The organism is Kitasatospora sp. NPDC047058 (assembly GCF_040643935.1).
Taxonomy (GTDB): Bacteria; Actinomycetota; Actinomycetes; order Streptomycetales; family Streptomycetaceae; genus Kitasatospora.
Genome location: NZ_JBEYVJ010000119.1, coordinates 1 through 20,774, shown reverse-complemented (window position 1 = coordinate 20,774; position 20,774 = coordinate 1). Strand labels below are relative to the sequence as shown.

The 20,774-nt window shown below is 73.9% G+C and carries 17 protein-coding genes; 4 read left to right on the top strand and 13 right to left on the bottom strand.

Translation table 11 applies throughout. The features are described 5' to 3' along the window. Positions 1 to 47 precede the first annotated feature (47 nt). From ABZ885_RS19460 to ABZ885_RS19410, 11 genes are all read right to left on the bottom strand, one after another. Complete coding sequence (locus ABZ885_RS19460; RefSeq protein ID WP_360189747.1) at positions 48 to 1,118, bottom strand: ATP-grasp domain-containing protein; 1,071 nt, start codon at positions 1,116 to 1,118, stop codon at positions 48 to 50. Further along, on the bottom strand, positions 1,115 to 2,395 hold the full coding sequence (locus ABZ885_RS19455) for an ATP-grasp domain-containing protein (RefSeq protein ID WP_360189744.1): 1,281 nt from the start codon (positions 2,393 to 2,395) through the stop codon (positions 1,115 to 1,117). Before ABZ885_RS19455 ends, ABZ885_RS19460 begins: the two co-directional genes overlap by 4 nt. Further along, on the bottom strand, positions 2,392 to 3,684 hold the full coding sequence (locus ABZ885_RS19450; RefSeq protein WP_360189741.1) for an MFS transporter: 1,293 nt from the start codon (positions 3,682 to 3,684) through the stop codon (positions 2,392 to 2,394). The genes ABZ885_RS19455 and ABZ885_RS19450 overlap by 4 nt, the downstream gene beginning before the upstream one ends. Beyond that, positions 3,681 to 4,739: an FAD-dependent oxidoreductase gene (locus tag ABZ885_RS19445; RefSeq protein WP_360189738.1), complete on the bottom strand. Its 1,059-nt coding sequence runs from the start codon at positions 4,737 to 4,739 to the stop codon at positions 3,681 to 3,683. The genes ABZ885_RS19450 and ABZ885_RS19445 overlap by 4 nt, the downstream gene beginning before the upstream one ends. Further along, the gene (locus tag ABZ885_RS19440; protein WP_360189735.1) at positions 4,736 to 6,271 is read right to left on the bottom strand and encodes a class I tRNA ligase family protein; all 1,536 of its coding nucleotides are present in this window, start codon (positions 6,269 to 6,271) and stop codon (positions 4,736 to 4,738) included. Before ABZ885_RS19440 ends, ABZ885_RS19445 begins: the two co-directional genes overlap by 4 nt. Next, on the bottom strand, positions 6,271 to 7,563 hold the full coding sequence (locus ABZ885_RS19435; RefSeq protein ID WP_360189732.1) for a SidA/IucD/PvdA family monooxygenase: 1,293 nt from the start codon (positions 7,561 to 7,563) through the stop codon (positions 6,271 to 6,273). The genes ABZ885_RS19440 and ABZ885_RS19435 overlap by 1 nt, the downstream gene beginning before the upstream one ends. A gap of 198 nt (positions 7,564 to 7,761) precedes the next feature. Then, on the bottom strand, positions 7,762 to 8,802 hold the full coding sequence (locus ABZ885_RS19430; RefSeq protein ID WP_360189729.1) for a cytochrome d ubiquinol oxidase subunit II: 1,041 nt from the start codon (positions 8,800 to 8,802) through the stop codon (positions 7,762 to 7,764). Continuing rightward, positions 8,795 to 10,270 carry a cytochrome ubiquinol oxidase subunit I gene (locus ABZ885_RS19425; protein WP_360189726.1) on the bottom strand — a complete coding sequence of 492 codons (1,476 nt, stop codon included), beginning with the start codon at positions 10,268 to 10,270 and terminating at the stop codon, positions 8,795 to 8,797. The genes ABZ885_RS19430 and ABZ885_RS19425 overlap by 8 nt, the downstream gene beginning before the upstream one ends. Positions 10,271 to 10,289: 19 nt before the next feature. Continuing rightward, positions 10,290 to 11,678, bottom strand: a complete 1,389-nt coding sequence (locus tag ABZ885_RS19420; protein ID WP_360189723.1) for an NAD(P)/FAD-dependent oxidoreductase — start codon at positions 11,676 to 11,678, stop codon at positions 10,290 to 10,292. A gap of 104 nt (positions 11,679 to 11,782) precedes the next feature. Then, positions 11,783 to 13,156, bottom strand: a complete 1,374-nt coding sequence (gene zwf / locus ABZ885_RS19415) for a glucose-6-phosphate dehydrogenase (RefSeq protein ID WP_360189720.1) — start codon at positions 13,154 to 13,156, stop codon at positions 11,783 to 11,785. Positions 13,157 to 13,172: 16 nt separating this feature from the next. Further along, positions 13,173 to 14,753 carry a GMC family oxidoreductase gene (locus tag ABZ885_RS19410; protein ID WP_360189718.1) on the bottom strand — a complete coding sequence of 527 codons (1,581 nt, stop codon included), beginning with the start codon at positions 14,751 to 14,753 and terminating at the stop codon, positions 13,173 to 13,175. A 271-nt stretch (positions 14,754 to 15,024) separates the two neighbouring features. On the opposite strand from ABZ885_RS19410, the gene ABZ885_RS19405 reads away from it, so the two are divergent. Next, complete coding sequence (locus ABZ885_RS19405; protein ID WP_360189715.1) at positions 15,025 to 15,996, top strand: 2-hydroxyacid dehydrogenase; 972 nt, start codon at positions 15,025 to 15,027, stop codon at positions 15,994 to 15,996. Between the two features lie 57 nt (positions 15,997 to 16,053). Here the strand turns inward: ABZ885_RS19405 and ABZ885_RS19400 are convergent, their stop codons facing one another. Both ABZ885_RS19400 and ABZ885_RS19395 read right to left on the bottom strand, forming a co-directional pair. Next, positions 16,054 to 17,013 (bottom strand): cyclase family protein, encoded by a 960-nt coding sequence (locus ABZ885_RS19400; protein WP_360189712.1) that lies wholly within the window; start codon positions 17,011 to 17,013, stop codon positions 16,054 to 16,056. Positions 17,014 to 17,029: 16 nt separating this feature from the next. Beyond that, positions 17,030 to 18,850 carry a glycoside hydrolase family 15 protein gene (locus tag ABZ885_RS19395; protein WP_360189710.1) on the bottom strand — a complete coding sequence of 607 codons (1,821 nt, stop codon included), beginning with the start codon at positions 18,848 to 18,850 and terminating at the stop codon, positions 17,030 to 17,032. 154 nt (positions 18,851 to 19,004) lie between these two features. On the opposite strand from ABZ885_RS19395, the gene ABZ885_RS19390 reads away from it, so the two are divergent. From ABZ885_RS19390 to ABZ885_RS19380, 3 genes are all read left to right on the top strand, one after another. Beyond that, a complete protein-coding gene (locus tag ABZ885_RS19390) occupies positions 19,005 to 19,307 on the top strand; it encodes a DUF1905 domain-containing protein (RefSeq protein WP_360189707.1) in 303 nt (100 codons plus the stop codon). A gap of 151 nt (positions 19,308 to 19,458) precedes the next feature. Beyond that, positions 19,459 to 20,097, top strand: a complete 639-nt coding sequence (locus tag ABZ885_RS19385) for an ATP-dependent Clp protease proteolytic subunit (RefSeq protein ID WP_360189705.1) — start codon at positions 19,459 to 19,461, stop codon at positions 20,095 to 20,097. A gap of 1 nt (position 20,098) precedes the next feature. Continuing rightward, positions 20,099 to 20,701 carry an ATP-dependent Clp protease proteolytic subunit gene (locus tag ABZ885_RS19380; protein WP_360189702.1) on the top strand — a complete coding sequence of 201 codons (603 nt, stop codon included), beginning with the start codon at positions 20,099 to 20,101 and terminating at the stop codon, positions 20,699 to 20,701. Positions 20,702 to 20,774: the final 73 nt, after the last annotated feature.

The following is a 20,774-nucleotide window of genomic DNA, read 5'->3' as shown; positions in this document are numbered from 1 at the left end:
CCGGGTGGCGGAATGGCAGACGCGCTAGCTTGAGGTGCTAGTGCCCTTTATCGGGCGTGGGGGTTCAAGTCCCGGTCGGGGTAGCCGAAGCGGATGCCGGCCACCGCGGCGCGGGTCGGGGCGGTCTCCGGACGGCGGCCGACCGCGACGTCGAAGAGCACCTCGCCGGGCTCCAGGCCGGTGGCGATCCGGCCGAGCAGCGGGATCAGGTCCCCGCCGAGCCGCCCGTTCACCTCGACGATCAGCGGGCCGCGGTCGGTCAGCCGCAGCTCGGTGTGGGTGATGCCGTCCTCCACGCCGAGCGCCCGGTGGGCGCTCGCCAGCACCTCCAGCAGCACGGGGTCGGCGAGCAGCGGGTCGGCCGCGTCGACGATGTGGCCGACCTCCTCGAAGTACGGCTCGTCGCTGCTGTACTTGCGGGCCAGGAAGAGCGGCAGGTACTCGCCCTTGTGCACGGCGCCGTCGACGCTGATCTCCGGTCCGCCCGCGTACTCCTCGACGATCACGCCGGCCCGGTACGGCCCCGGGTCGACCCGGCTGGCGGAGAGCGCGGTGCCGAAGGCCGCGTCGAGCTCGGCCGCGTCACCGGCGAAGACCACGCCGATGCTGGCGCCCATCGCGCGCGGCTTGAGCACCACCGGGTAGCCGATCCGCCCGGCGGCGGCCCGGGCCTCGTCCAGGCCGGTGGTGAGCGCGAAGCCGGGCTGGCGCAGGCCGGCGGCGGTGAGCACGCTGCGGGTGCGCTCCTTGTCGCGCACCCCGCGCACGCCGCGCTCGGACAGGCCCGGCACGCCGAGTTCGGCGGCCAGCAGGCCGGCGTCCAGCACCAGCGGCTCGTCCCAGCAGAGCAGCCCGACGATGCTCCGGCGGGCGGCGATGCCGCGGACGGTGGCGTTCAACACCTCGGTGTCGAAGACGTTGGCGACCACGATCTCGTCGAAGTACTCGCGCTGCCAGGTCGGCCGCAGGTTGTTGACCAGCAGCAGTTCCAGCCCGGCGGCGCGGGCGCGGCGGCTCATCGGGCCGACCAGGTACTCGCGGTACTCCTTCAGTCCGCTGCCGATCACCAGCAGCGTGCCGGCGGTGTGCACGGCATCACCGTCCTGACGCTGGCTCATGAGGTCTCCTCGGTGCTGTCGATGTCGATCCGGACCAGGGCGGCGGCCTCGTCGGCGAGCCGGCGGGCCTCGGCGGGGGTACCGGCCAGGGTGGTGACGATCCCGGCCCGGTCCCAGGAGCTGCGCAGCCCGGCGGTGCGGTGGCCGGGGCCGATCCCGATCGCGGCCAGCTGCACGCCCTCGGCGGCGGCCGCCGCGTCCAGCCCGTGCACGGCGGTGACGGTGCCGGGCCGGTCGGGGGCCAGGAACCGGGCGGCGGTCGCGTACGCGGCCCGCCCGGGCAGCGGACCGGGCGGCTCGCCGCCCATCAGGGCGAAGTAGGCGCGGACGAGGCCGACCGGGTAGGCGGCCTCGATCAGGTCGGCGATCGAGTCGCCCGGGAGCCGGCCGGCGCACTCCACCAGCACCGGGACGCCGTCCTCCAGGATCCACTCGCAGTGCAGCACCCCGTCGCCGAAGCCGACCGCCGCGGACAGCCGCTCCGTCTCGGCGACCAGCATTTTGCGCTGCTCGTCGGGCAGTTCGGCCGGGACGGTGTGGCCGGCCTCGATCGGGTACGGGCCGGGGTAGAGCACCTTGCCGGTGGTGTTGGCGAACACCGGGCGGCCGCCGGCGACCAGCAGCTCCACGCTGAACTCCGGCCCGCTGACGAAGCGTTCGGCCAGCATCGACGGCTCGATCGGCCGGTCCGGGACGAACACCCCCTCGTCCTGGGCCAGGCACTGCACCCAGGCCTCCCCGGCCTCCTCGGGCCGGTGGATCACCCGGGTGCCGACCGAGGCCTGCCGGTTGGCGGGCTTCAGCACCACCGGCCCGGGGTGCCGGGCCAGGAAGCCGGCCAGGCCGGCGGCGCTGCGCACCGGCTCGGACTCCGGGTTGGCGATCCCCGCGGCCGCCGCGACGATCCGCAACAGGTGCTTGTCCCGCAGGAGTTGGGCCGCCCCGAGGCTCGCTCCGGGCAGTCCGTAGCGCTCCGCGAGCCGGGCCGCGAACGGCACCGCGTACTCCACGGCGGGGATCACCGCGACCGGGTCGAGCCCCGGGTGGGCCGCGAAGAAGGCGTCCGCCCGGCCGGGCAGGTGGTACTCCCACTCGATCAGCCCGCGGGCGAACGGCACCTGCTCCAGCGCCTCGGCGACGTGCCGCTTGCGGGCGACGTCCGGTTCCTCGACGTAGACCACCGAACCGGCGGGCTGGAAGGCCGCGATGGCGGGCACCGCGAAGGCCACGTAGCCGACCACCAGGACCGGCCGGACGGCCGGGGACTGCCCGCTCATGCCGCTCCTCCGACTGCCTCCGGTGCGGTCCCGGCGGCCCCGGTGGCTGCCTGCCGGTCGGCCCGGCGCTTGATGCCTGCCACGGCGAGCACCCCGGCCAGGCCGTTGACCAGCGCCATCAGCACCCAGAAGCCCGCGCCGAGGCCGTTCCACAGGACGACGCCGAGCAGCGGGCCGGCGGCCGACGCCAGGCCGGCCGCGGCCTGCATGGTGGCGAGGTAGCGGGCCTTCTGCCCGTCGGGGAAGGTCGCCGGGTGCGCGAACATGCTGGGCCCGGCGATCATCAGGCCGCTCACCGCGAGCACCGCACCGAACAGCACGAACGCCCCGGAGTGCACCGCCAGCCCGTACACCGCCAGCCCGGCCGAGTTGACCAGGTGCCCGGCGCCCACCGCCAGGTAGGTGGGGATCCGGGTGATGTACGCGGTGATCTTCAGCTCGCAGGTGATCAGCACCACCGAGGAGGCGGTGAGCACCGCGCTGTACAGCCCGGTCGGGTAGCCGTCGTGGACGATCTCCAGCGGCAGCGAGATCGAGGACTGCACGTACGCGACCGTGCCCAGCATCACCGAGGCCAGGTAGGCGAGGTACGCCCGGTCGCGCAGCATCGCCGCGTACGCCGCCCGGCCGCCGGTGCGCCGCACGGCCCGCTCCTTCGGCGCCCGCTCCGGCACCGCACGCCGGGGCAGCAGCCGGTGGGCGAGCAGCGCGTAGACCAGGGTGGTGGCGCCGTCCAGCCAGAACAGCAGGTCCCAGTCGAGCAGGATCACCCCGGCGGCGATCAGCGGGGCGAGGGCCGCACCGGTGTTGAGGGCGATCCGCATCATGGAGAACGCCATCACCTGGTAGCGCTCCGGCATCAGGTCGCTGAGCAGCACCGACGCGGCCGGCCGGTACGCCTGGGCGAACAGCCCGGCCAGCGCGACGGCGGCCAGCAGCGGGGCGAGCAGCCCGGGCCGGGCCAGCAGCGGCAGCACGGCGACCAGCGGCGCGGAGCCGGTCATCGCGACGACGATCGTGGTGCGCGGGCCGAGCCGGTGGGTGATCTCCCCGCCGAGCACGGTGCCGAACACGGTGCCCAGGCTGTACGCGCCGAGGGCGAGGCCGGCGGTGCCGTCGGACATCCCCCGGTGCGTCAGGTAGAGCACCAGGAAGGTCTGGACGAAGGCGCCCAGCTGGTTGACCAGGACGCCGCCGAGCAGGTACCGGACGGTCGCCGGGGTGGCCCTGAGCGTGTCGAGGACGCCGACCGGCGGCTCGTCGCCGGCCGGTGGCTTGTGGTCGGTCATGCGGCCTCCTTCACGGCCGTGGCGATGCGTTCCGCGACCAGGGGCGCGGTGGAGAAGCCGCTGCCGCCGCAGGCGGCGCGGACCCACAGGCCCGGGGTGACCCGGGCCAGCAGCGGGCCCCCGGTCGCGGCGTCCGCGGTGTAGTGGCAGACCCGGACGGCCGCCGGCGCGTGGCCGGCCAGGCCGGGCAGCACGCCCTCCCCGGCCAGCCGGTCGACGTACGGCCGCTGGTCCTCGCCCGTGCTGTCGGTGTCCTCGACGGGCCGGCACACGGTGTCCGAGCTGAACTTGAGCAGGGCGCCCGCACCGGGCGGCAGCACCCAGCCGCGCCCTTCGCGGCCCAGGCCGCCCGCGGCGGGTGCGGCCTGCCACCGGTCGGCGTCCGGCGCGGGCGGGCGCAGGTAGAGCATGGTCTGCCGGTACAGCACCACCCGGTGGCCCGTCAGTTCACGGGTCCACGGGCCGGCGCAGAGCAGGACGGCGTTCGCGCGGACCACCTCGCCGCCGGCCAGCACGACCCGCCCGGAGTCCGGGTGGACGGCGGTGACCCGGCAGTACGGTCGCAGCGCGACACCGGGCCGCACCGCCAGCCAGCGGGCGGCGGCCCGCAGCACCCGGTCGGCGAGCAGCACCCCGCCCGACCGCTCCCGCACGGCCCCCGCCCCCGGGGGCAGGCCGAGCAGGGGCAGCTGCCCCGCGGTCAGCCGCTCGACCGCGACCCCGGCCCGGTCCGCCTCCGCCTCGACCTCGGCGAGCCGGTGCTCGGGCCAGGCGGTGACCACTCCGACCCGGCGGTACAGCGCGGCGCCGAGGACGGACTCCAGCTCCCGCCAGTGCCGGTGGGCGGCGAGCCGGCCGGCGGTGCCGTCCGGGTCGCCGGGCAGCAGGGTGCGGATCACCCGGTGCTGGTCGTACGAGGTGGCGCCCGGGTTGGGCACCGGGCCGCGCTCCAGCACGGTGACCCGGTGCCCGGCCCGCGCGCAGGCGACGGCGGTGAGCAGTCCGGTGACCCCGGCGCCGACCACCACCACGTGCGCGGCGGTGCTGCCGCTCACCGTCCGCCGCCGGTGAGCCTGGGCAGCGGCCGCGGGCGGACGGAGCGGGCCTGCGGTTCGGCGGGTATCGCCGTCTCGACCAGGCCCGCGGCGGCCAGGTCGACCAGCAGCGGGGCGGCGCAGCGCAGGAAGAGGTCCAGCTCGTGCCAGAAGTCGCCGGCGTCGCGCGCGGTGACCTCCCGGCGGTCGAGCCGGCCGAGCTGCTCGGTGAGGGTGAAGGCGGCGGCGGTGAGGCTGAACCGGCGCGGGCCGAGCGCCGCGGCGAACCGCTCCACCATGAGCCTCCCGGCCTGCCGGGAGCGTTCGCCGACCGGCAGGTCGCCGGCGCCCACGAACCGCTCGGCCTTCTCGGCGACCCGGTTCCACGGTTCGACCAGCCGCTGCCCGCAGACCCGGTCCATCGCGGCGCGGGTGAAGTTGGTGCGCTGGAAGTCGGGTCCGGTGGCGGCCAGGTAGTAGCGGATCAGGTCGCGCGGCACCTCGGCGGCGAGCTGGCGGCCGGTCACCACGTGGCCGCGGCTGGTGGAGAACTTGTCGCTGTCCAGCTCGTAGAACTCGTTGGTGACGAAGTGCGCGGGCAGGGCCAGCCCGCCGAGGGCGAGCAGCATCGCGGTGCCGGCCAGCGCGAAGGCGAAGCTGGCGTCGGAGCCGAAGAAGTACACCACCTCGGGCGCGGCCTCGGCGGCCCAGTAGCGTTCGCTGTCGCCGGGCACCTCGCCGCGGGCCTCGGCGGCCAGCGCGATGGCGTGCAGGCTCCAGGCGATGGTCTCGGTGTCGGAGTAGAGCACCTGGCCCGGGGTCTCGGCGAAGGGCGCGGGTATGCCCCAGTCGATCGGCAGGGTGACCGGGTAGTCGGGCAGCGGCGCGGCCATCAGTTCCTCGACCAGCTGGGCCAGCCGGGGCCGCATGGTGGGGGCGAGCCGTTCGAAGTACGCGGTCAGCGCGGCCCGGTGCTCCTCCAGCGGCAGGACCAGCACCTCGCGTTCGCGCAGCTCGACCGGCAGCTCCGGGTGCTGGGTGGACGTCGGTCCGATCAGCTCGCCGGAGGCGATCCAGTGCCCGCAGTTCTCGCACAGCCCGGCGCAGCCCTCGCCCAGGCACACCGGGCAGCCGCCGCGCACGTAGGCGTCGGTGAGGAACTCGCCGGTGGCGGGCAGGTAGGGGAAGGAGGTCGCCCGGCGTCTCAGGTGCCCTTCGGCGTGCAGCCGTTCGAAGAACCGCCGGACGGTCTTGGCGTACCGCTCGTCGAACCGGACGAAGCCGTCGGGTTCGATGCCGGCCGCGGCGAGGGTGGCCTCGACCTGCTCGGCGGCGCGCAGCCGCAGCCGTTCGGGCTGCTCGCCGAGCCGGCGGGCGGTGGTGACGATGTAGTTCTGGGTGAAGTGCACGCCGGTGCCGAACAGGGTGTCGCGGCCGGTCGCGCGGGCGTGCCGGGCGCACACGTCGGCGGAGAGGAACGGCCCGGCCAGGTGGCCGAGGTGGAGGTCCCCGTTGGCGGTGGGGCCGGGGGCGACGACCAGCAGCCGGCCCATCACCGGCTCCCCCGGGCGACGTGGGCGGCGTGGGCGGTGTGCCGGTCGAGGAGCTCGCCGGAGATGTCCCGGGCCCGCTGGGCGAGCACGCTGATCAGGGAGTCGGCGATGCCGTGGGTGGCCTCGTTGACGCCCTGGAGGTAGAGCGCGCCGCCCGCGGTGTCGCCCAGGTCGACCCGGTAGTTGCGGCTGACGGTGACCTCCGGCAGGCCCGCCTTCGCAGTCAGCTCCCGTACCAGGGCGGGCATCCGGCTGTCGTAGCCGGTGCCGAGCAGCACCAGGTCGCAGCGGTGCTCGGAGACCTTCTCGGTGCGCCGGTCGCGCAGGTCGAGCACCACCTCGCCGTCCTCCTCGCGGGCGGCGACCACCTCGGTCATCGCCTGCACCTCGGCGCGGCCGGTGCCGATCATCTTCTCCCGGTACAGCATCAGGTACAGCTCGTCCAGGAACGGCGGTGCCAGGCCCGCGTAGTTGGTCAGCCGCATCTCGTCCAGCACCTGGGCGCGCATCCCGGCCGGGGCCTCGAAGAACTCGTCGACGAAGGACGGGTAGAACAGCTCGTTGACGAACTTGCTGGTCTGGTAGTTCTGCAGGCCTATGGAGCGGACCAGCATGGTGACGCTGGAGTTCGGCAGGTTCTCGTACACCGCCATGAACATCTCGGCGGCGCTCTGCGCCCCGCCGACCACCACGGCGCGCAGCGGGGCGTCCTTGTCCACGGCGGCGATCCGGCTGCGGAAGCGGGCGCTGTGGATCACCTTCTCCGCGGACAGGCCGGCGAAGACCTCCGGGACGTGGGCGTCCCGGCCGGCGCCGATCACCAGGTCCCGGCAGCGGATGGTGTCGCCGTCGGCCAGCGTCACCTGCCAGCCGGTCAGCCGGCCCTGCGCGTCGTACACCGGCTCGGTGGCGGTGGCCCTGGCGTCGTAGCGGATCCGCACCTTCTCCAGCGAGGCGGCCACCCACTGCAGGTAGTCGGAGAACTCCCAGCGGTGCGGGTGGAACGTGCCCAGGTTGATGAACTGGTCGAGCCTTCCGTGCTGGTGCAGGAAGTTGAGGAACGAGAACCGGCTGCGCGGGTCCCGCAGGGTCACCAGGTCCTTCAGGAAGGACACCTGGCTGCGTGCCCACGGCATCAGCAGGTCGCGCTTCCACTTGATGTCCGGGGCCTGCTCCAGCAGCAGGGTGCGCTCGGCCAGCTCGGCCGATCCGCACTCCTCGATCGCCGCCGCCAGCGCCAGGTTCGCCGGGCCTGCGCCGATCGCCAGCACGCCCGCCTCTAGGTCAGCCACACTTCCCCCTCGTGGACTCGGGTTCCGGCAACAGGAGTTGTTGCGCCTGGCAACCTAGGCAGCAGCGGTTCCCGGCAGGTAGGGCGGCTTTCCCGGCCCCGCGGGAAATTCCGGACCCGCACCGGCGGCGCCCCGGGGAAAGCCGCCGGGACGCGGTCGCGTTCCCGCCCCCACGCGGCACAGCCGCGCGTCGCGGCGTCAGACCGGCTCGGCCGGTGGCCGCTCCTCCTCGGTGTCCGCGTCGGTGAGCGCTTCCAGCTTCCCCCGGGTGTCCAGCCAGTAGAGCAGTCCGAGGCCCGGCCCCACGAGGAGGACCGCGATGCCCGTGACGATCAGCAGCCAGGTCAGGGTGGGCGGCACCCCGGCGGCCTGGCCGACGGTCAGGGAGGTGGGCAGCAGGTAGGGGCGCTGCGCCGCGCCCCAGGCGGCGATCACCAGGACGACGCCGGCGACGGCCGTGTAGCGGCACCACCGCAGCGCCCTGCGCGCCAGCAGCAGCGCGGTGACCAGCGCGGTGGCCGCCGCCACGACGATCAGTGCGAGCGGGACCCCGCCGGTGATCCGGTCCCACACGTACGCGGCGTCGTGGTGGGTGACGGGCAGGCCGATGAAGGCGAGGACGACGAGGGCGGCCAGGCTCCACCAGGCCCGGAGCCGGAAGTAGTCGACGAGGTCCGGCGCCTGGTAGCGGCGCGCGTCCGCCGTCAGGAACACCGCCCCCAGGAACGCCGTGGCGCCGACCGCCATCAGGCCGGTGACGGCCGAGGTGGGGTTCGCCCAGGCGTCGGCCGAGGCGGGGGTCCCCGGGGCGACCCGCCCGGAGGCGACGCCGCCGATCACGGCGCCGAAGAAGAACGGCACGAGGAGCGACGAGACGGCGAACACCGCACCGTAGACGCGGCGTTGGGTCAGCCGCCGGGCGGGCCTGCGCAGCGCGAAACCCGCGCCGCGCAGGACGAGCCCGAGCACCACGAGGACGAGCGGGAGCCACATGGCGCTGAAGACGGCGGCGAAGAACGGCGGGAAGCCCGTCCACATGATGACCATGAGGAAGATGAGCCAGACGTTGTTGGCCTCCCACACGGGTTCCATCGCGTGGTCGATCAGCCGGCGCGGCCGCTCGCCCCGTTCGGCTCCGCCGGCGCAGAGGTCCCAGAAGCCCGCGCCGTAGTCGGTGCCGCCCGCGCAGGCGTAAGCGGCGAGGACGGCGAGCATGACCCACGCGACGGCCTCAGCCACGGGGGGTCCCGTCCTGCGCCGACGGGTGCGACGGGCCGGCGGCCAGGCCGGCCTCCTCCCGCGGGCCGTAGGGGGTGTCGCTCTCCGGGGCATGGGCCGGCCGGTTGGGGGCCAGGCCCTCGTCCGCGATGCGCCAGTGGTGGTGCAACTTCCGCAGGACGGTGAGGAAGGCCGAGAAGAGGACCACGTACAGGGCGACGACGACGCCGAGCATGGCCCAGAGCGAGCTCGCCCGGGTCGCGGTGACGGCCTCGGCGACCCGCATGTTCTGGTAGACGATCCAGGGCTGCCGGCCGACCTCGGTGGTGATCCAGCCGCACTCCACGCTGACCAGGCTGGCCACCCCCGCCGCGGCCGCACAGCGGAAGAACCACCGCGACCGCGGCAGATCGCGGTGGCGGAACCAGGCCACGGCGTACCACAGGGCGAGCAGGAGCAGCAGGCTGCCGAGGATGACCATGATGTCGAACGTCCAGTGCACGAGGGTGGCCTCGGCCGGTGTGGGCCGGTCCGCCGCGGGCACCGCCGTCAGTCCGGTGACCTGGGTGCTGGGTTTGAACCCGGCCAGCATGGAGTCGAGTTGGGGGATCTTCAGACCCCCCGAGATCGTGCCGTCGGCGTTCAGCCGGCCGAAGATGTACTCCGGCACGTGGGTGTCCGTCGTCCAGACGATCTCCATCGCCGCGAACTTGGTGGGCTGCTTGTGGAAGACGGCCCGTGCGATCGTGTCCCCGACGACGAGCTGGACGGGCGTGAGGATCGCGGCCACCGTGAACGGCACGGTGAACCCCAGCCGGTGGTAGCGGTCGCGCCGGCCGCGCAGCCAGCCGACCGCGTAGACGCCGGCGACCACGTAGCCGGCCGTCAGGAACATGGCCACGGCGAAGTGCCAGTACTCCGGCCCGAAGATGGGCGTGAAGACGGCCTGCTGCACGGTGACGTTCACGACGTCGCCCTGGGCGTCCAGGGTGAAGCCCTGCGGGGTGTTCATCCACGAGTTCGCCGCGATGATGCCGAACGCGCCCAGGAGCGCCGCGAACGGCAGCGGGACGGCGAGCCAGAAGTGGACCTTGGGGTCGAGCCGGCGCCACCCGTAGAGGTAGATGGCGATCATGACGGCCTCCAGGAAGAAGGCCCAGCCCTCCACGCCGAAGCCGAGCCCGAAGACGTCTCCCCAGTGGCCCATCAGCCCCGGCCACAGGAGGCCGAACTCGAAGGTGAGGATCGTTCCCGTCACGATGCCGATGGCGAACTGGACCGCCATGACGGCGGACCAGCGCCGGGCGAGCTGCAGGGCGACCGGGTCGTTCCGGCGCAGGCCGCGGTGGTGCACCAGGAGCGTGACGAAGGGAAGGGCCACCCCCATCGGCACCAGGAGGATGTGCGTGGCGAGCGTGAACGCCATGAGTTGCCGGGCCGGCAGCATCTGGGGCGGACTGTCCGTCAGGAGGGTGACGGCGCTGTGCATTCAAGGCCTCCGCGGCTGGTCAGTGCGCTCTGTCGGCGGTCGGTTGGTCGCGGCCGGCTCGGTCGCCGGCGCCGGCGGGCGGAGCGCCGTGCCCCCGTTCTCCCTCCCCGGTGAACGCCCGCTCGCGGCGGGCACCGGTGGCGAAGACCAGGAACCAGCTGGCGAGGGCGCCCAGCCGGCTGCGGAAGCCGGTGAGGAAGACGATGTGGATCAGCAGCCAGACCAGCCAGCCCGTCACGCCCGAGACCCTGACCGGTCCCGCCCTGACGGCCGCCCGGCCGCGCGAGATGTACGCGGCGCTGCCGAAGTCGCGGTAGCGGAACGGGCGGGCCCGCTCGGCGCGTCCCTCCACCCCGTGCCGGATCACGCGTCCGGCGTAGGCGCCGGACTGCATGGCGACCTCGGCCATGCCGGGCAGCCCGTCGAGGGCCATCAGGTCCCCCACCACCCGGATCTGCGGGTAGCCGGGGAGTGTCAGGTCCGGCTGCACGAGCAGGCGGCCGGCGTGGTCCTGCGCGGCGCCCGTCGCACGGGCCAGCGCGTGGGCGAACGGCGGTGCCTCCACTCCGGCGGTCCACAGGACGGTGCGGGCCTCGAACCGGGTGGTGCGCCCCTGCTCACGCACGGTCAGGCCCTCGTCGTCGACGTCGGTGACCAGGGTCCGGAGGTGGACCTCCACCCCGAGGCCGCGCAGCGTCCGCTCCGCGCGCCGGGCCAGCGTGGGCCCGAACGCCGTGAGCACGGAGTCGCCGCCCTCGAAGAGCAGGACGCGCGCCTGGGACGAGTCGATGGTCCGGAACTCCCGGTCGAGGGTGCGCCTGGCGATCTCGTGGATCTGTCCGGCGAGTTCCACTCCGGTCGGACCGCCGCCGACGAGCGCGAAGGTGAGCCACGCCTGCTGCTCCCGCGGGTCCGCGCAGGTCTCGGCCATCTCGAAGGCCCGGTAGATGCGCCGGCGCACCTCCAGGGCGTCCTCGAGCGTCTTCATGCCCGGAGCGCGGGCGGCGAACTCCTGGTGGCCGAAGTACGACTGCCGCACGCCGACCGCCACCACGAGGTCGTCGTACGGCAGCGACAGCGTCCCGCCGTCCGGTGTCACCGCCAGGACCACCCGGTTGTCGGCGTCCACCCCGGCCGCTTCGGCGAGCAGGCAGCGGACGTTGTGGTGCCTGCGGAGGACGGCGCGCAGCGGCTGGGCGATCTGGCCCTCGGAGAGGATGCCCGAGGCGCACTGGTACAGCAGGGGCTGGAAGAGGTGGTGGGCACGACGGTCGACGAGGGTCACCGCCACGGGTGACCGCCGGAGCGTGCGGGCCGCGAACAGACCGGCAAAACCGCCGCCGATGATCACCACCCGGCGCGGCACGATGTGGTCCGGCAGCTGCACCTGCGGTTCCTTCGCGTGCATGGAAGGCACTAAAGCACCCCCGGATCACCGGAACCGCCCCCGACGCGCTCCGCCCCGCCGCCGGCCGGAGCAGTCATCCGTTCGGGGCAAGGCGGACCCGCCGGTCAGGCCGGGTCGTGCCAGACCTCGCCCTCCGGGAGCAGGGCGTCGGCCTCCTTCGGGCCCCAGCCGCCCTGCGGGTAGGGGCGGGCCGGGACGACGTTCCCCAGGACGGGGTCGACGACCCGCCAGGCCGCCTCGACGGTGTCCTGCCGGGCGAACAGCCAGCGGTCGCCGTCCAGCGCCGCACCGATCAGACGGTCGTACGGGCGCATGTCCGATCCGGGCACCTCGCTGAAGGTGAGTTCCTCGTGCTTGGCCTGCCAGCCGCCGCCCGGGACCTTCCCCGCCAGGGTGAGGGTCACCTGGGTCTCCGGCCAGACGCGGAACCGCAGGCTGTTCGCGGCCGGCGTCGGCTGCAGCCCGAACACGTCGTGGGGCGCGCTGCGGAACCGGATGCTCACCTCGGTCGCGGTGACGGGCAGGCACTTCCCGGCGCGGATCAGGATCGGCACGCCCGCCCAGCGCCAGGAGTCCGCGGCGAGCCGCACGGCCGCGTAGGTCTCGGTCGTCGATCCCGGGGCGACGCCCGCCACGTCGGCGTACCCCTCGTACTGGCCGCGCACGATGTTCTCGGGGGTCAGCGGGCGCAGCGAGGACACCACGTTCGCCTTGGCGTCGCGCCACGACTCCAGCCCCTCCCCGGACGGCGGCTCGGCCAGCACCGTCGCGAGGACCTGCAGCATGTGGTTCTGGACGACGTCCCGGACGGCGCCGGTGCGGTCGTAGAACCGGCCGCGGTCGGCGACGTCGAAGGCCTCGGCCATGGTGATCTGGACGCTGCTGACATGCGTCCGGTTCAGCAGCGGCTCGATGACCGAGTTGGCGAACCTGGCGAAGAGCACGTTCTCCACGGGGTCGAGGCCGAGCCAGTGGTCGACCCGGTAGATCGCGTCCTCCGGGAAGTACTCGTGCACGGTCGCGTTGAGTTCGCGCGCACTGTCCAGGTCGGTGCCGAACGGCTTCTCGACCATGACCCGGCCGCCCTTGGCCCGCCCGGCGTCGGCGATGCCCTTGGCGATCCGGCCGAACAGCACCGGCGGGACCTCCAGGTAGTACAGCGCCCGGGCGCCCTCGCCCATCTCGCGCGACATCGCCCGGTAGGTGGCGTCGTCGTCGAGGTCGCCGTCGACGTAGCGGAGCAGCCCCAGCATCTTCGCCGCCGCCGGTGCGGCCGGGTCCATCCCGTTCGACGTCAGCGACGCCGCGGCGTAGGCCCGGAACTGCTCCAGTCCCCAGCCGCTCTTGGCCACGCCGACCACGGGCACGTCGAGCACGCCGCGGTCGACCAGGCCCACCAGGGCGGGGAAGGTCTCCAGCTTGGCGAGGTCCCCGGTCGCGCCGAAGATGACCAGGGCGTCCATCCGGTGTGCTGCCATCTCTCGGTCCTCCTGCTCACCGCATGCGGTCGGCGATGTGGTCGCCGACCCGCAGTGCGTTGGCGATGGCCGTCAGCGACGGGTTCACCGCGCCGATGCTCGGGAAGAAGCTCGTGTCCACGACGTAGAGGTTGTCCAGGTCGTGCGCCTTGCAGTGGACGTCCAGGGCGGAGGACCGCGGGTCGGTGCCGAACCGCACGGTGCCGGCCTGGTGGGCGGTCGCGCCGATCGGCATGCCCTTGTGCAGGTAGATGCTGCGGGAGAGCAGGTGGTGCTCGTGCATCCCCAGGCGTCCCAGCATCTTCTGGAGCTGGTGGCGCAGCCGCTCCAGCCCGGCGGTGTTGTTCTTCTCGTCCAGGCTGAGGCGGATGGTGTCGTCCTTGCCGAGCACCACGCGGTTGTCCGGCTGCGGCAGGTCCTCACCGCACAGCCAGAAGTCGACGGCGTGGTGGGCGAGGACCTCGAAGGGCATGTCCGGGGTGACGGCGCCGGCCCAGCGGGGAGCCTCGCCGTGGATCTGTTCGGCGTCGGACTTGCCCAGCATCTGGATGCCGCCCATAGGGAACTCCCACGCGTCGCCGGCCAGGTACCAGTCGTGGAGGGCGAGGGTCTTCTGGAAGGCGGTCGGGTTGGGCTCCCTGGAGACCGCCATCAGCGCCAGGTTGTTGTGGCGCATGTAGTGGCGGCCGACCACGCCGGCGCTGTTGGCCAGTCCTGCGGGGTGCCGGTCGTTGGCGGAACGCAGCAGCAGGACGGCGGAGTTCACGGCGCCGCAGGAGACCACGACGATGTCGCCGGAGAAGGTCTCGGTGCTGCCGTCGGCGAGTTCGGTGACCACGCCGGTGACGGTCCGGCCGGCGGGGTCGGTCTCCAGCCTGCGGACGTTCGCCCGGGTGACCATCGTGACGTTGTCGTGCCGCAGCGCCGGGTCGACGCAGATCACCTGTGCGTCCGACTTGGCGCCGACCAGGCAGGGGAAGCCGTCGACCCGGTCGCAGCGGATGCAGGCGCTGTCCCGCACCGCCCGGCCGGTGCCGTCCTGGGTCAGGTCCACGCCGATCGGCAGGTGGAACGGGTGCAGGCCCTGCTTCTCCAGGTCGTCGCTGAGCTGCTGGATGCGCGGCTCGTGCTCGACCGGCGGGTGGGCGTACTGCGCGCTCGCCGGGCCCTCGGTGGGGTCCTCGCCGTGCCGGCCGTGCACCAGGTAGAGGTGCTCCGCCCGGGTGTAGTACGGCTCCAGGTCCTCGTAGCGGATGGGCCAGGCGGGTGAGATCCCGTCGTGGTGGCGTAACTCGCCGAAGTCCTCGGGGCGCAGCCGGAACAGCGCGGCACCGTAGAACTTGGTGTTGCCGCCGACGTAGTAGTTGACCTCGGGCGGGAACGCGTTCCCATGCTTGTCGTACCAGTATTCCGGCGCCCGGTACTTGCCCTTGACGAAGACCGCGGTCGAGTCCCAGTTGTCCCGTTCGCGCGGCAGGTAGTCGCCGCGTTCGAGGATCAGGATCCGTTTGCCGGTCGGGGCGAGCCGGTGGGCGAGCGTACCGCCACCCGCTCCGGTGCCGATCACGATGACGTCGTAGTGCTGGTTGTCGGCCACGGGGACTCCCTTGGACGGCCGGACGCCGGCCGGGCCTCGGCCCGGGAGCCAGGGGGAAGGCCGGGCCGGACCCTCTCCTCCGACGGTAGAGCGGCGGCCGGGCGAGCGCACACGGGCGCCCGGGATGCGGCCCGCGGGGGCCTTGCCCGGCTCCCGGCCGACCGGCCGCGCGGCGGGCACCGTGTGACACTCGTACCCGACCACCGTCGTGCGAGAGCGCGCTCCCCGCAGGAGACGAGATGCCCGGCTGCCGTCCACAGCGCCCGCGGTCGTGCGCACGCGTCGTGAGCGGGGCGTCGTGAGCGGGCCGCGGGTGCTGCTGCCCTGGCCGCCCGGCGAGGTCGGGGGCCTTCCCGAGGGCTGGACGGCCGTGGTCTGGGACGGCACGGGCGACCCGCCGGGGGCCGGGCCGCTGGGCACCGTCGAGTTCTTCGTGATCCCGTACGCCTTCACCGGCGCCGCGCGGCCGCTGCTGGACCGGATGCCGCGGCTGCGGGTGGTGCAGTCGCTCAGCGCCGGCGTCGACGACCTGGCGCCGCACGTCCCGGACGGCGTGACGCTCTGCAACGCCCGCGGGGTGCACGACGCGAGCACGGCGGAGCTGGCCGTGGCCCTCGTGCTGGCCTCGTTGCGCGGGATCCCGGACTTCGCGGCGGCCCAGCGGACCGGGACGTGGTCCGGCGGGCTCCGCCCCGCGCTCGCCGGCCGGACGGTGCTGGTCGTCGGCCACGGCTCGGTCGGCGCGGCGGTGGAGGCGCGGCTCGCCCCGTTCGAGTGCGGCATCGTCCGGGTGGCCCGCACGGCCCGGGAGGGCCCGGGCGGCCCGGTCCACGCGGCCGGGGACCTGCCCGGACTGCTCGGCGCGGTGGACGTCGTGGTGCTGACGGTCCCGCTCACCGCGCGGACCCGCGGACTGGTGGACGCGGAGTTCCTCGCCCGGATGAAGGACGACGCCCTCCTGGTGAACGTCGCCCGCGGCCCGGTGGTGGACACCGGCGCGCTGGTGCACGAGCTCCGCGCCGGGCGCCTGCGCGCGGCCCTGGACGTCACCGATCCGGAGCCGCTGCCGCCCGGCCACCCCCTCTGGTCCGCGCCGAACGTGCTGATCACTCCCCATGCCGGGGGCAACACCACCGCGTTCCCGCCGCGCGCCCGCGCGCTGGTCCGCGCCCAGCTCGAACGCTTCACGGCGGGGCGGCCGCTCGCGAACGTGGTCCTGGGACCCGGGAGCGCGGCCGGGTGAACCCGGCCCGTCCGGCATCCCGGTCGCGGACCGGACGCCCGGCGGCCGCGCGGGGCGTCAGAGCACGGCGACCGGGCTGACCGGGGAGCCCGTACCGCCGGCCAGCCGCAGCGGAGCGACCACGCAGAGGAAGGACCAGCGGCCCTCGTCCCGGCAGAGCGGCAGCAGCTCCTCGAACTGCAGGTAGTCGAGCAGGTGGACACCCAGCGCGCGGACGGCCAGCACGTGGACCGGGAAGCCCACCCCGTCCACCGGGCTGGGCGCGCAGTCGTTGTTGCCGTCGCTGCCGAGCACCGCGACCCGCCGCTCGGCGAGCAGTTCCACGGCCCCGGGGTGCAGGCCCGCGCGGCCGGCGGCCGCGTCCCACGGGCCGAGTTCGCGCCGGCGCCGCCGATGGCCGACCCGGACGAAGAGCAGGTCGCCCCCGCCGAACCGCACCCCCTGGGCGGTCTCGGCGGCCAGGAGCTCCTCCGCCGTCACCCACTCCCCCGGCTCCAGCCAGGGCACCCCGCGCAGGCCCGGGATGTCCAGCAGCACCCCCCGGCCCACGATCCCCGCCGCGGCGAGGCCGACGGAGAGCGCCCCGGCGCCCTCGTCGGTCAGCGTGGTCGCGGGGACGCCGCCGTACAGCGTGCCGTCGTACACGACGTGGCACAGCGCGTCGAGATGGCTGTCGGCGTCCCCGTGCACGTTCATCTCGATCCGGTCCCGGGCGAACTCCAGCCCCCGGCCGGCCATCCGTCCGGCGACCGCTCCGGTCATCGGGTGCCGGGCGGGATCCGGGTCGTCCGGCTCCGGTCTGGTCGTCACCGGTGCGGCCAGGCTCACATGACGCCCCGTCCGCACCTCGCGCACGGCCGCGCGGACGCGCGCCGGCGTGATCGTCTCCAGGGCCCCGCGGGGGTGCGCCCCGGCGTGGGCGAGCGCGGTGATCCGCCGGTACAGGGCGTCGAAGGCGGCCCCGTCGAGGCGCTCCGCCGCCGGGCCCGCAGCGTCCCGGTGCATGCCGTCGTCCATGCCCGCTCCCCTCCGGTCAGCGCCGGCTGACCCGGTCCAGGGCGTCGTCGAGCGAGCCCGCCGCCATGATGAGCGAGAGGTGGGTGAACGCCTGGGGGAAATTGCCCAGTTGCTCGCCGGAGGGACCGATCTCCTCGGCGAACAGGCCCACGTGGTTGGCGTAGGTGAGCATCTTCTCGAAGGCGTAGCGGGCCTGCCGCAGCCGGCCGGCCCGGACGAGCGCGTCGACGTAGAGGAAGGTGCAGAGGCTGAAGGTGCCCTCCGAACCGCGCAGGCCGTCCGGCGACGCGGCCGGGTCGTAGCGGTAGACGAGGCTGTCCGACACCAGTTTGCGGTCCACCGCGTCGAGCGTGGAGAGCCAGGCCGGGTCCTTCGGCGCGAGCAGGCCCACGTGCGGGATCAGCAGCAGGGACGCGTCCAGGACGTCGCCGCCGTAGTGCTGGACGAGGGCGCGCTCCTTCCGGCTCCAGCCGCGCTCCATGATCTGCCGCAGCACGGCGTCCCGCGTGTCGCGCCACCGGGCGACGTCGGCGGGCCGGCTGAACTCCTCGGCCACGCGCAGTCCGCGGTCGAAGGCGACCCAGGTCATCACCCGGCTGAAGGTGAAGTCCTTGCGGCCGCCCCGGGTCTCCCAGATCCCCTCGTCCGGGCGGTCCCAGTTGTCCGCGAGCCAGTCCAGGGTCTTCGCCGTCGCCTCCCAGACGGCGTAACCGGGGTGGAGGCCGGCCTTCCGCCCCTCGGCGATGGCGTAGAGGGCCTCGCCGTAGATGTCGAGCTGGAGCTGGTCCATGGCGGCGTTGCCGGCCCGCACGGGCGCGGACCCGCGGTACCCCTCGAAGTGTTCGAGGATCTCCTCGGAGAGCTGCGGGTCCCCGTCGACCCGGTACATGATCTGCAGCCGTTCCCCCGGGAGGTCGAGCCGCTCGTGCAGCCGCTCACCGAGCCAGCGGGCGAAGGCCTCGGCCTCCTCGGTGAAGCCCAGGTCCAGCAGCGCGCGCACCGAGAGCGAGGCGTCGCGCACCCAGGTGAAGCGGTAGTCCCAGTTGCGTTCGCCGCCGATCTGCTCCGGCAGGCCCATGGTGGGCGCCGCCACCAGCGCACCGGTCGGGGCGTAGGTGAGCAGTTTGAGCGTGATCGCGGACCGGTGGACGGCGTCCGGCCAGCGGCCGCGGTAGTCCGACTGGCGGACCCAGGCCTGCCAGTAGTCGACGGCCTCCCACAGCTGCGCGGTGATCCGGTCGACCGACGGCGGCGGCGGGGCCTCGCCGTCCGGGCCGCAGGACGTCATGACGACGCCGGAGGTCTCGCCGGCCCGGAGCGTGACCGTGCCCCGGACGTCGTGGTCCGCCTGCTGCAGCGGGAACAGGGCGCGCAGGTGCAGCGCCGCCCCGGGCGCGTGGAAGACGGCGTCCTGCCCGTCGACGGTCACCCGGTGGCCGGCCCGGCCGTAGTCGAAGCGCGGCCTGCAGTCGAGCACGAACCGCACGGTGCCGCGCACCGCGCGGACCACCCGGATCAGGGTGTGCCGGTCCGACACCCGCCGGCCGGTGTCCGGCGGCATCCAGTCGATGACCTCGCCCACGCCGTCCTCGGACATGAACCTCGTGACCAGGACCGCACTGTCCGGGTAGTACAGCTGCCGGCAGGTCGGGTCGTGCTCCACCGCGGCCAGCCGGAAGTACCCGCCCCGGTCGTGGTCCAGCAGCGACGCGAAGATGCTGGGCGCGTCGAACCGCGGGGCGGCGAACCAGTCCACGACACCCTGCGCGGAGATCAGCGCGGCGGTCTGCAGGTCCCCCACCAGTCCGTGATCGGCGATGGGCGGGTAGCGGTCCATGAGCACTCCGATGTCTCGGCATCCTGGCCGCAGCGTATCCGTTGTGTCGCTTTTGTCCCGTCGTGGCACAGGTCCGCCGTGATCCGAACGGAGGACCGGCACCGCCCGACACGTCCGCCGCCGGACCGGTGCCGGCCCGTGCGATGCTTGGCCCGTGCTGTTCACCTTCGAAGCCGAGCTGTGGATCTGGGAGGCCCGGCGTGCCGAGAGCTGGACGTTCGTCAGCCTGCCCGTCGACGCGTCCGAGGAGATCCGGGACTTCCCCGGCGGCCCGCCCCGCGGCTTCGGCTCCCGCCGCGTGCGGGTGACGGTCGGCCACACCACCTGGCTGACCTCGGTCTTCCCGGACAGCGCCCGCGGCTGCTACGTGCTGCCCGTCAAGCGCGCCGTGCGCAAGGCGGAGGCGATCGAGGAGGGCGACGTCGCCACCGTCACCGTGGAACTCCTCGAACCCTGACGCGCCACCACGGCCGCCGGCCGGTGCGCGAGCGGGCCGGGCCGTCGGCTCTGCCCGTGGCGAATCTGCGGCGGGCAGAGAAACCGCCTCCGGGGCCCTCCCGCGGTCGAGAGTGGAGTCGACGGCATCCCGCCCCGACGAGGAGACCCAGATGACTCCACCCACCACGCTCCCGCTCCGCGCGGAGGAGGGCGACACCCCGCCCAGCCGCTTCGACGACCACCTCGCGGCCCAGCTGCTCGGACAGCGGATCGTCCTCCTCGGCACCCAGGTCGACGACGTGTCGGCCAACCGGGTGTGCGCGCAGCTGCTGCTGCTGTCGGCGGAGGACCCGCGCACCGACATCGGCCTGTACATCAACAGCCCCGGCGGGTCGGTCACCGCGGGCCTCGCCATCTACGACACCATGCGGCTCATCCCGAACGACGTCTCGACGCTGGCGATGGGGTTCGCCGCCAGCATGGGCCAGTTCCTGCTCACCGTGGGGGCGCCCGGCAAGCGGTTCGCGCTGCCGAACGCGCGGATCATGATGCACCAGCCCTCCGCGGGCATCGGCGGCACCGCCTCGGACATCGAGATCCAGGCGGAGAACCTCCAGTTCACCAAGGAGGCCATCGAGCGGATCACCGCCGAGCACACCGGGCAGAGCCCGGAGACGATCGCGCGGGACGGCGACCGGGACCGCTGGTTCACGGCCGAGCAGGCCAGGGAGTACGGGATCGTGGACCGGGTGGTGGAGTCGGTCGCCGACATCCGCCCGGCCGCGTCGCGCCGGCGGATGGGGCTGTGACATGGGGTCGTACACGGTTCCGTACGTCATCGAGCGGACGGCACAGGGCGAGCGGTCCTACGACGTCTTCAGCCGTCTGCTGAACGAGCGGATCGTCTTCCTCGGCACCGAGATCGACGACGGGGTGGCCAACGTGGTCATCGCGCAGCTCCTGCACCTGGAGTCGGAGAACCCCGAGCGGGAGATCTCGGTCTACCTCAACTCGCCCGGGGGGTCGTTCACTTCGCTGATGGCGATCTACGACACGATGACCTTCGTGCAGGCACCGATCTCCACGTTCTGCGTCGGCCAGGCGGCGTCGACGGCGGCGGTGCTGCTGGCGGGCGGCGATCCCGGGCGGCGGTTCGTGCTCCAGCACGCGCGGGTGCTGCTCGGCCAGCCGGCCAGCGGCGGCCGGCAGGGGACGGTCTCCGACCTCAGCCTCGCGGCCAAGGAGATGGTCCGCGTCCGCTCGCAGGTCGAGGAGGTCCTGTCCCGGCACACGCACCACGACGTGGCGACGCTGCGCGCGGACATGGACCGGGAGAAGGTGTTCACCGCCGAGGAGGCCGTCGCCTACGGGCTCGCCGACGAGGTGCTGAGCCGGCGGCTCGCGTCCGCCTGACCCCGGGCGGAGCCATGACGCACGGCCGGTACGGCGGGGTGCACCCCGCCGTACCGGCCGTCCAGCCACCGGC